9 protein-coding genes are annotated in these 10692 nt (G+C 69.3%); 4 read left to right on the top strand and 5 right to left on the bottom strand.

The features are described 5' to 3' along the window. The 3 genes from AC1DS3_RS28820 to AC1DS3_RS28810 form a co-directional block, all read left to right on the top strand. Positions 1-2559: excinuclease ABC subunit UvrA (locus AC1DS3_RS28820; RefSeq protein ID WP_477128438.1), on the top strand; the 2559-nt coding region annotated here is incomplete at its 5' end. Positions 2560-2733: 174 nt separating this feature from the next. Further along, complete coding sequence (locus AC1DS3_RS28815; protein ID WP_441632365.1) at positions 2734-3063, top strand: hypothetical protein; 330 nt, start codon at positions 2734-2736, stop codon at positions 3061-3063. A gap of 111 nt (positions 3064-3174) precedes the next feature. After that, positions 3175-4368 (top strand): pyridoxal phosphate-dependent aminotransferase, encoded by a 1194-nt coding sequence (locus AC1DS3_RS28810; protein ID WP_477128437.1) that lies wholly within the window; start codon positions 3175-3177, stop codon positions 4366-4368. A 40-nt stretch (positions 4369-4408) separates the two neighbouring features. Here the strand turns inward: AC1DS3_RS28810 and AC1DS3_RS28805 are convergent, their stop codons facing one another. Genes AC1DS3_RS28805 through AC1DS3_RS28785 form a run of 5 tightly spaced genes read right to left on the bottom strand, consistent with a single transcriptional unit; the run spans position 4409 to position 9846 of the window. Next, a complete protein-coding gene (locus AC1DS3_RS28805) occupies positions 4409-5902 on the bottom strand; it encodes an efflux transporter outer membrane subunit (protein ID WP_477128436.1) in 1494 nt (497 codons plus the stop codon). A 10-nt stretch (positions 5903-5912) separates the two neighbouring features. Next, positions 5913-7091: an ABC transporter permease gene (locus AC1DS3_RS28800; RefSeq protein WP_441632371.1), complete on the bottom strand. Its 1179-nt coding sequence runs from the start codon at positions 7089-7091 to the stop codon at positions 5913-5915. Continuing rightward, positions 7088-8101 (bottom strand): ABC transporter ATP-binding protein, encoded by a 1014-nt coding sequence (locus AC1DS3_RS28795; RefSeq protein WP_477128435.1) that lies wholly within the window; start codon positions 8099-8101, stop codon positions 7088-7090. The genes AC1DS3_RS28800 and AC1DS3_RS28795 overlap by 4 nt, the downstream gene beginning before the upstream one ends. Then, positions 8098-9096 (bottom strand): HlyD family secretion protein, encoded by a 999-nt coding sequence (locus AC1DS3_RS28790; RefSeq protein ID WP_477109222.1) that lies wholly within the window; start codon positions 9094-9096, stop codon positions 8098-8100. The genes AC1DS3_RS28795 and AC1DS3_RS28790 overlap by 4 nt, the downstream gene beginning before the upstream one ends. Positions 9097-9123: 27 nt before the next feature. Further along, positions 9124-9846: a TetR/AcrR family transcriptional regulator gene (locus AC1DS3_RS28785; RefSeq protein ID WP_477128434.1), complete on the bottom strand. Its 723-nt coding sequence runs from the start codon at positions 9844-9846 to the stop codon at positions 9124-9126. Between the two features lie 207 nt (positions 9847-10053). Between AC1DS3_RS28785 and AC1DS3_RS28780 the strand changes: the two genes are divergently transcribed. Beyond that, positions 10054-10692 (top strand): carbohydrate porin (locus AC1DS3_RS28780; RefSeq protein ID WP_477128433.1); only part of this gene is annotated, 639 nt, incomplete at its 3' end.

Here is a 10692-nt window from a genome sequence, read left to right as displayed (position 1 = left end):
GTCGCGACCACCTCCGAGGTCTGGCACTTCCTGCGGCTGATGTATGTGAAGCTGGGCATCCAGCATTGCATCCACGACGGCACGCCGGTCACCTCGCAAAGCCCCGAGTCCATTGCCGCGCAGTTGCTGCGCGACTACAAGGGCCAGCACGTGGGCCTGCTGGCGCCGCTGGTGGTCAACCGCAAGGGGGTCTATACCGACCTGGCCAAATGGGCCAAGGCGCGCGGCAACACGCACCTGCGTGTCGACGGCGAATTCCTGCCGGTGGACCCGTGGCCACGCCTGGACCGTTTCCGCGAGCACACCATCGAGCTGCCGGTGGGTGACATCAACGTGTCGGCGGACAACGAAGCCGCGCTGCGCGCGCTGCTCGGGCAGGCGCTGGAAGCCGGCAAGGGCGTGATGCACCTGCTGGCGCCGCTCGATGGCCTGCAGCATGCGATGGGCAACGGCGGCACCGCCCGCGTCGGCAGCACCACCGTGTTCTCGACCAAGCGCGCCTGCCCGGTGTGCAGCACCAGCTATCCGGAACTGGACCCGCGCCTGTTCTCCTACAACAGCAAGCACGGCTGGTGCACCAGTTGCGTGGGTACCGGCCTGACCCTCACGCGCGAGCAGCGTGCGGCCTACGACGATACCGTGATGGCCGACGACAACCGCGGGCGCGAGCAGACGTTGCCCTCGGAGCAGCAGGAGCCCGATGACGTGGCCGATACGCCGTGCGCGGACTGTGGCGGCACGCGGCTGAACCCGGTGGCGCGCGCGGTCACCTTCGACGCGCACCCCATCGTGGACGTGGCGCAGTGGACGGTGTCCGACACGCACCGCTGGGTGCAGGGCCTGGAGCTGGCCGGCCGCGAAGGCGAGATCGCGCGCGACGTGGTGAGCGAGATCCGCAGCCGCCTGCAGTTCCTGGAAGAGGTCGGCCTGGGCTACCTGAGCCTGGACCGCGCCGCGCCCAGCCTGTCCGGCGGCGAGGCGCAGCGCATCCGGCTGGCGGCGCAGCTTGGCAGCAACCTGCAGGGCGTGTGCTACGTGCTCGACGAGCCTACCATCGGCCTGCATCCGCGCGACAACCAGATCCTGCTCGACGCCCTGCGCAAGCTCGGCGAGAAGGGCAACACGCTGGTGGTGGTGGAGCACGACGAGGACACCATCCGCCGCGCCGACCATATCATCGACATCGGCMYCGGCGCCGGCAAGCGCGGCGGCACGCTGGTGGCGCAAGGCGGCGTGGCCGCGCTGTCGGCCAGTGCGGATTCGCTTACCGGGCAGTTCCTCGCCCATCCGATCCTGCATCCGTTGCAGCCGCGCCGTGCGGTCAAGCCGGCGGGCAAGAACAACGAGGCCGTACCCGAGCGCTGGCTGACCGTGCATAACGCCACGAAGCACAACCTGCGCAACGTGACCGCCAGCATTCCGCTGGCGCGGCTGGTCGCCATCACGGGCGTCAGCGGCTCCGGCAAGTCCACGCTGGCGCGCGATGTGCTGATGGCCAACCTGCTCGACGCGGTGGGCCGCTCGGTGATGTCGTCGCCGGCCACGCGGCGCGCGCGCAAGGCGGCTGGCAGCGAGGCGCCCGCGCGCTCGCAAGCCACGGCGCGCACCGAGCCGCGCCGCAAGCTGGAGGTCACGCACAACTGGCAGGGCTGCGAGTCCATCACCGGGTATGAGAGCATCGACCGCGTGCTGGAGGTCGACCAGACCCCGATCGGCAAGACGCCGCGCTCCTGCCCGGCCACGTATATCGGCGTGTGGGACACCATCCGCAAGCTGTTCGCGCAGACGCTGGAGGCCAAGGCGCGCGGCTATTCCGCCTCGCGCTTTTCCTTCAACACCGGCGACGGGCGCTGCCCGGCCTGCGAGGGGCAGGGCGTGCGCACCATCGGCATGAGCTTCCTGCCAGATGTGAAGGTGCATTGCGATGTCTGCCATGGCCAGCGCTTCAACCCGGAGACGCTGGCGGTCACCTGGCGCGGCAAGAATATCGGCGACGTGCTGACGATGGAGATCGACGAGGCGGTGGAGTTCTTCTCCGCCATGTCCAATATCGCGCACCCGCTGCAGCTGATGAAGGACGTGGGCCTGGGCTACCTGACGCTGGGCCAGCCGTCGCCCACGCTGTCCGGCGGCGAGGCGCAGCGCATCAAGCTGGTGACCGAGCTGTCCAAGGTGCGGGACGACATCACCCGCCGTGGGCAGCAGGCGCCGCACACCCTGTACGTGCTGGATGAGCCTACCGTGGGCCTGCACATGGCCGACGTGGCCAAGCTGATCCGCGTGCTGCACCGGCTGGCCGATGGCGGGCACAGCGTGGTGGTGATCGAGCATGATCTCGACGTGATCGCCGAGGCCGACTGGATCCTCGACCTGGGCCCGGAAGGCGGCGTGGCGGGCGGCGGCATTGTCGCCGCGACCGACCCCGAGGGGCTGGTGCGGGCCCGGGCCAGCCACACCGGCGCGGCGCTGGCACCGGTGCTGGCCCGCGGCAAGGTGGCCGGCAAGGAAGCGCCAGAGAGCGGCAACGACGCCAGGCGCCGCCTTGCGGCGGCGCAGTAAAGCCAGCGCGGCGGCCTCGCCCCTCCCCGGAGGGCGAGGCTGCAGGCCGTTTTCACCCGGCGGCCCCGGTAGCTGACACAATGATGGATTCAGCAACTGGTGGCCGCCGCCGGTCCAGCCGTGCGCCGCCGAGGTGGCGGCCGGGCAGGCCTTGCGTAGCCGCCGCATGACAGCGTGATAGCAAAACCCCTTTTCTCCTTCCTCTGCCTGCCCTCCATCGTGACGGCGCTATGGCTCGCCCTGGCCAGCACGTCCGCGCTGGCGGCACCCGCTGCCGCATCGGACGCCAGCGGCGCACGCGCGCCTGCCAAGGCGGGCAAGCGCGCGGCCTCGGCGCCGACGCCAACCTCCCGGGCCGTTCAGCAAGCCACCACCGCGCCGCAGGTCAACCACGACCAATACGCACTGCGCCCCGAGCGTGACGTGCAGCCGCGCAGCAGCTTTGGCCTGCGGATGAAACCCGGCTGGCAGCAGCAGGACGACTCCGCCGGGCCCGGGCGTTAGCCAGCCAGCTCGGCATGCTGCCGGGCACACCGGCGGCAGTGCCTTTGCGGTACGCTCTGTGGGTTCCGTCATCCGACCCGCAGTCCGACCCTTACACCGCAAGGAGCTCAGATGTCCACCAGCCCGTCCGGCTTTGCGTGCGCCCCGGCCGCAGCCCGCGCCACCGTCCATCACCTGCGCGCCTCGCGCATCCGCGAGGTGGCCAATGCCGGCATCGGCCTGCCCGACGTGCTGCCCTTCTGGTTCGGCGAGTCCGACCAGGTCACGCCCGCCTTTATCCGCGACGCCGCCAGCCGGGCACTGGCCGGCGGGGCGACGTTCTACACGCATAACCTAGGCATTGCCCCGCTGCGCAGCGCGCTGGCCGACTACGTCAGCGCGCTGCATGGCGCCACCGCCCTGGACAACGTGGTGGTGACCAGCGCCGGCGTCAATGCGCTGATGCTGGCTGCCCAGCTGGTGGCCGGGCCCGGCGACCGCGCGGTTGCCGTTACGCCGCTGTGGCCCAACCTGGTGGAAATTCCCAAGATCCTTGGCGCCGAGGTGGAAACCGTCTCGCTCGATTACGGCGCGCACGGCTGGACCCTGGATCTCGACAAGCTGCTGGCCGCGCTGACGCCTGATACGCGCTTGCTCATGATCAACTCGCCGAACAACCCGACCGGCTGGGTGATGTCGCGCATGGACCAGCAAGCGGTGCTCGCGCACTGCCGGCGCCATGGCATTTGGATCATCGCCGATGAAGTGTATGAGCGGTTGTATTACGGCGAAGGCGATGCCGCCATCGCGCCGTCGTTCCTGGATATCGCCAGCCGCGACGAGCGGGTGATCTGCGTCAACTCGTTCTCCAAGGCCTGGCTGATGACCGGCTGGCGGCTGGGCTGGATGGTGCTGCCCGCGGCGCTCACCGACGACCTGGGCAAGCTGGTTGAGTACAACACGTCGTGCGCGCCGTCCTTCGTGCAGGAAGCCGGCATCGTGGCGGTGCGGGAAGGCGAGGCCTTTACCCGTGAACTGGTCGGCAGGCTGCGCGCGGMGCGCGATCACCTGGTGGGTGCGTTGGCCGTGGTGCCAGGCGTGGATGTGCATGCGCCCGAGGGGGCCATGTATGTGTTCTTCCGGCTGGCGGGCGCCAGCGACAGCCTGGCGTTGTGCAAGCAGCTGGTGCGCGAGGCACGGCTCGGGCTGGCGCCGGGAAGCGCGTTCGGGGACGAGGGGGAGGGCTTTGTGCGGTGGTGCTATGCGTGTGATCCGGCGAGGCTGGATGAAGGTGTGCGGCGGTTGCGCGGGTTTCTGGGGCGTTGAGCGCCGCGCCGTTCGCGGTGCGTCTTCCGGCGCCTGGCGTTCACGGCGCAGCGGCCGCCTCTGCCTGCCACCAGCCGCCCCCCAGCGCCTGCAGCAGCGCCACGGAATCGGTAAAGCGGCTGGCGGTAGCCTGCGACAGCGAGAGCGCGGCCTGCCGGTACTGCCGCTCGGCATCGAGCACCGCAAGCTGGCTGACGCCGCCGAGACGAAACTGGCCGGTCACGATCGACAGCGTCTCGGCGGCCTGCTTCGCACTCTCGGCGCGCGCCTGCAAGGTGTTGGCATCGGCCTCCAGCGCGCGCAGCGAATCCGCGACTTCACGCAGGCCCTGCAGCACCGTTTGCTGGTAGGCCGCGAGCGATTGCGCGTAGGCCGCTTGCGCCGCGCGCTTGCGCGCCACCAGCTCGCCGCCCCGGAACACCGGCTGCACCAGCCCCGCAGCCAGCGACCACACGTTGAGGCTGCCAAACAGATCGCGCGCGGAGAGCGCCTGCGTGCCGGCGTTGCCGGACAGCGTGAGCTGCGGATAGAGCTGGGCGGTGGCCACGCCGATATTGGCCGACGCCTGGTGCAGCAGCGCCTCGGCCGCGCGGATATCCGGGCGCTGCCTTGCCATGGCGGAGGGCAGGCTCACCGGAAGCGTGGCGGGCAAGGTGAGATCTTCCAGCCGGAACTCGGGCAGCTCGGCGCTCGCGGGTGCCTGTCCCAGATACACGGCAAGCTGATGCCGCGTGGCCGCAAGCTGCTGCACCAGGCCCGGCAGCAAGGCCTGGCTCTGCGCTAGTTCATTGCGCTGGCGCAGCGCGTCCACCTGCGCCACGCCGCCGGCGCGCAAGCGTTGCTCGGTGATGGCGAGCTGGCGCTGCTGCGCCGCCACGATGGCCTCGGTGTCGGCAATCTGCGCGCGCAAGCCAGCCTCGCGGATGGCGGCCGTGGCCACGTTGCCGGCCAGCGTCAGGCGCGCGGCTTCCAGCTCGAAGCGTTGGTAGTCCACCGCCGCGCGCAGGCCTTCCAGTTCACGGCGCTGGCCGCCGAACAGGTCGAGCGTGTAGGAGATTTCCACGCTGGCGCCATACAGCGTGAACGGCCCGGGGCTTGGGAAGGCGGTGATGCCGAGCGAGCTGACGTTGACCTGCTGGCGCGTGGTGTTCAGCTTGGCGTCCAYGCGCGGCAGCAGGCGCGCGCCGGTGGTGGYCACCAGTTCCTGGCGTGCCTGTTCGATACGGGCCTGTGCCTGCGCCAGCGTCGGGCTGGCATCCAGCGCCGCGCGGATGGTGCGGTCCAGCGCGGGGCTGCGCAATAGCACCCACCATTGGGCCGGCACGTCGGCGCCGCTCTCCAGCGTTTGCGCCTGGCCGTGCGGTGCGTCGGCGGCGCTGGTGCGCGTTGGCTGCGTGCCGGCGGTATAGGACGGCGTGGCGGGCGCGGCCGGCGCGGTGAAATCCGGGCCCACCGCGCAGCCCGAAAGCATGGCTGCCGCCAGCATGGCGAGGACCGTGCGGGATGTGGATATACCGTGTGGCGAGGCTTGCATGGCAGGCTCCTCAATCCAGCGTGCGGCGATAGAAGCGCACTGCAATGGTCATGACGACGACCGTGAACAGGGCCATCGGCCACACGTTCGGCCATAGCTCGGTCCAGCTGTTGCCCTTGAGCAGGATGCCGCGGATCAGGCGGTTGAAGTAGGTCATCGGCAGCACGTTGCCAATGGCCTGCGCCCAGCGCGGCATCCCCTGGAAGGGAAACATGAAGCCGGACAGCAGCAGGTTCGGCAGGAAGTAGAAGAACGTCAGCTGCACCGCCTGCAACTGGTTTTGCGCAAGCGACGACAGCGTGATGCCCACGGTCAGGTTGGCGCCGATAAACAGCAGCGCCGCCAGGTAGACCGCAACCACCGAGCCGACAAAGGGCACGCCGAAGACCCAGCGCGCGGCCAGCAGGATGATGGTGGCCTGGATCAGGCCGATGAAGATGTAGGGGATGATCTTGCCGCTGATCACCTCCAGCGGCCTGACCGGCGTGGCAAGCAGGTTTTCCATGGTGCCGCGCTCGCGTTCGCGCGTCATCGCCAGGCCCGTCATCATGACCATGGTCATGGTCAGGATCACGCCCATCAGCCCGGGAATGATGTTGTACTGCGTGAGTCCCTCCGGGTTGTAAAGGCGCTGCACCTGCACGTCGAACGGCGGCTTGCCGCCCGCCAGGTGCGCCAGCGCGCCCTGCAGGTCCTTGTCCGCGACCGAGAACGGCAGCTGCGACAGTGCGGCGATGGCCGAGCCGGTGGCGGACGGGTCGGTGGCATCTGCCTCCACCAGCAGCGCCGGGCGTTCGCCACGCAGCAGCCGGCTGGTGAAGTCAGGCGGGATGCTGAGCACGAACTGCACCTCGCCCTTCATCAGCGCCTCGCGCCCGGCGGCTTCGTCGGGCAGGGTGCCGACCACGTTGAAGTAGGTGGTCGCCTGCATGCCGGCCACAAAGGAGCGGGTGAACTCGCTCTGGTCCGCGGCGATGACCGCGGTGGTGAGGTGGCGCGGATCGGTGTTGATTGCAAAGCCGAACAGCATCAGCTGCACGATGGGCAGGCCGACGATCATGCCGAAGGTGACGCGGTCCCGGCGCAGCTGCAGGAACTCCTTGAGCACGATGCTCCACCAGCGCTGCAAGGAGAGCGGGAAGCGTGCGCCGTTGGTGGCCTTGGCCGGTTCGCCTGCGTCGCGCGTCATGCCTGGGCCTCCTTGCCGTCCTGCCTGGTTTTTTGCTTTTGCTTGTCCGCGCGCATATTGTCATCGGCGCCGCTCATCATGTGGATGAAGACGTCTTCCAGGCTGGTCTCGATCGGCTCGATCCGGTGCTGCGGGCCGGCAACACGGCGCAGCGTGGCTTCCAGCGCGGGCGCGTCGTGCCCGGTGACGTGCAGCGCGCTGCCGAACACCACGGTCTGTTCCACGCCCGGCGCGCCCTTGAGCTGATCCGACAGCGCGGAGAGCTGCTCGCCCTGCACGCTCCAGGTGACGAGCTTCTGGCTGGCCACCACTTCGCTTGCCGTGCCCTGCGCCAGCAGCTTGCCGTAGGCGATATAGGCGAGCTTGTGGCAACGCTCGGCTTCATCCATGTAGTGCGTGCTGACCAGTACCGAGATGCCGCGCGCGGCTAGCTGGTGCAGTTGTTCCCAGAAATCGCGGCGCGCCTTCGGGTCGACCCCGGCGGTGGGCTCGTCCAGCAGCAACAGTTCTGGCTCATGCAGCAGGCAGGCGGCCAGCGCCAGGCGTTGCTTCCAGCCGCCCGAGAGCGCGCCGGCCAGTTGCTGCGCGCGGCTGGCCAGGCCGAGCTCCTCGAGCGCCTGGTCTACCACCTCGCGCCGGCGCGGCATGCCGTACACGCGCGCCACGAAATCCAGGTTCTCGCGGATGGAGAGATCGTCCCAGTAGGAGAACTTCTGCGTCATGTACCCCACGCGCCGCTTGATCTCGGCGGTCTCGCGCAGGATGTCGTAGCCCAGGCAGGTGCCGGTGCCGGAGTCCGGTGTCAGCAGCCCGCACATCATGCGGATGGACGTGGTTTTGCCGCTGCCGTTCGGGCCGAGGAAGCCGAAGATCTCGCCGCGCGCGACTTGCAWCGTCAGGTTGTTGACGACGTGCTTGTCACCGTAGTGCTTGTTGATGCCGTGCACGTCGATGGCCAGGGCGCTGGCTTTGCCGGGCCCGCCGTCCAGGGGCGCAACGGTCGCGGTCATGGCCTTGCCACTTCGACCGGCTGGCCCGGATGGAGCTTCGGCGCGTCGGCCGGTGCGGGCCGCGCTTCCACCAGGAACACCAGCTTGTTGCGCGTTTCATTGCTGTAGATCACCGGCGGCGTGTACTCGGCCTGGCCGGAGATGTAGGTGACCGTGGCGGCAATGGGCGCGGCGCAGCCATCGCATCGCACGCGCACGGCCTCGCCGTTCTTGAACGCGCCGAGCACGGCCTGCGGCACGTAGAAACGCACCTTGACGTTGCCCGGCGGCAGCAGCCGCACCACCGGGCTGCCGGCCGGCACCCAGTCGCCAAGGCGGAAGGGTGTGTCGTAGACCAGGCCGGCCTGCGTGGCGGCCACGGTCTTGCGCGACAGCTTCCACTCGGCCTGCGCCAGCGCCGCGCGCGCGGCGGCTACCTGGGCTTGCTGGGCCGCCTGCTGCGCGGTGCGCCCCGGCAGCCGGGCCACGTCGATATCGCGCTGCAGCTCGCGCACGCGGGCGGCGTCGGAGGCGGCGGTGGCGCGGCTCTCTTCCAGCTGGGCCAGCGCGATCCCGCCGATGGCGTACTGGGCTTCGTCGCGCTTGCGTTGCGCGGCGCTGCGCACCGAGGCGGCTTGCGCCTGCGCCAGCTGGGCTCGGCTCACGTCGACTTCCGGCACGCGCTTGCCGGTCTGCAGGTCGGCCAGCTGAGACTCGGCCGCGCGTACTTGTTCCGCTGCTTGCTGCCGAGCCGCGCGCTCGTCGTCGGCCTCCAGCGCGAACAGCGGCGCGCCGCTTGCCACCTGCTGCCCGCGCTGGACGGAGATCTGGTCCAGCCGGCCGGCAAAGGGGGAGGCCACGCTGACGAATTCGCCCTCCACATAGCCTTGCCAGGAGGGGGGCGCAGGCTCGCCACAGGCAGATAGCAGCGCCGCGCCGATCAGGGCGGCCGATAGCCAGCCCGCACGCAGGTTCGGGACGGGGCGGGATGGATGAGGCTGAGCTTGGCGAGGCATGCGGGCTCCGTGGCGGGCAGGCTGGGTTCAGGCAGACGGCGGCGTGGCCGGCCCGGGCTGCGGTATTGGCGCGATCGGCGCGATCGGCGGTACTCCCAGGCCGTGCGCCAGCAGCGCGCTCACGTGGCGCACCAGCGCCTCGCTGTCGATGGCGCCGGCGCCGGGCAGGCGGCGCCAGATATGGGTGGTGGCCAGCGGCAGCAGCGTCAGGCCGATCAGCGACACCATCAGCAGCGCCGGCTCCAGGCTGGCGTTGATCTCGCCGCGCGCGCGCGCCGCCGCCAGCGGGCCGATCACCAGGCCGGCGCGCCACAGCGCGATCTTCTGCAGCACGCGCTGATGCAGCTGGCCGTCCGCGCTAACGATCTCGCGGATCCACAGCCCGGGAAACCATGGCGTGGCGGCGGCGGTGCGGATCAGCCGCCCGGCAATGCCCACCAGCATGGCTGCGGCGTCCGCGCTGTCGGCCGAGGCCGGCGTGAACACCTGTTCCACCAGCGGCTGCAGGCGCTCGTCGACCACTGCGTCAAGCAACTGCTCGCGATCGCGGAAGTAGTAGTGCACGAGCGCCGGGGTGACGCCAGCATGGATGGCGATGGTCTTGATCGCTGTGGCGGCAACGCCGTGCTGGGCGAACAGCTCGGTGGCGGYGTCCAGCAATTGCTCGCGCTGGCCCGCGCTACCCCCAAGCCCTGCGGCAGGACGGCCCGGACGGCGGCCCGGGGGCGGGGTGGCAGTAGCAGGCGGCATGGCGGCTCCTGAATCTGCAGATAATATTAATTTGTGAATTAATTAATTCAAGGTCGATTACAACGTGATGTTATGGCCACTTCTCTTCTTGTTATGTTGCGTCGCAGCAATGCAAGGTAGACATGTCATAAACGCTTGGCTATGCTTCGTCCGCCCATCAGCCGGGTTTGACGCTGAATTCGCCTGCTGCTGTTCCCCGGATTTTTCATGCTGCTTTGTCGTTTCCCCGCCGCCCCAGCGCGGCTACGCCTGTTTTTTGCCACTCGCCTGGCGGGCGTGGCCTTGTCGCTGGCCGGCCTTGCCGGCATGGCGCCCATGCCCGCCCAGGCGCAGGAAAAAGCCGAGGCAAGCAGCGGCGCGCCCGTGCAGGCCGACGCCCCCGAGGACTACGCCTTCCACGGACAGACCACCTATATCTGGCAGCGCAAGCCGTCCTTTGGCGCGGCCTATTCCGGCGCCAACAGCCTGACGGCAGACCGCACCAAGAGCTACTCGTTCAGCACCACGCTCGATCTTGGCTTGCGCCTGTGGCGCGGCGCGGAGTTCCACTTCAATCCGGAGGTGACGCAGGGCGTGCCGTTTTCCGAGCTGCACGGCCTGGGCGGGCTGAGCAACGGCGAGCTGGCCAAGGTATCGAGCACAAATCCGGTGTTCTACCGGGCGCGCGCGTTTGTCCGCCAGACCTGGGGGTTGGGCGGTGGCAGCGAACAGGTGGACGCTGATTTCAACCAGCTGGCCGGCAGCGTCGACAAGCGCCGCGTGGTGCTGACCGCCGGCAACTTCGGCGTGCTAGACGTGTTCGACCAGAACGAGTACGGCTCCGACCCGCGCACCCAGTTCATGAAC

The organism is Cupriavidus sp. 01L46 (assembly GCF_056399905.1).
The sequence above is the reverse complement of the archived record's forward strand: the minus strand, read 5'-3'. Positions and strand labels throughout refer to the sequence as shown.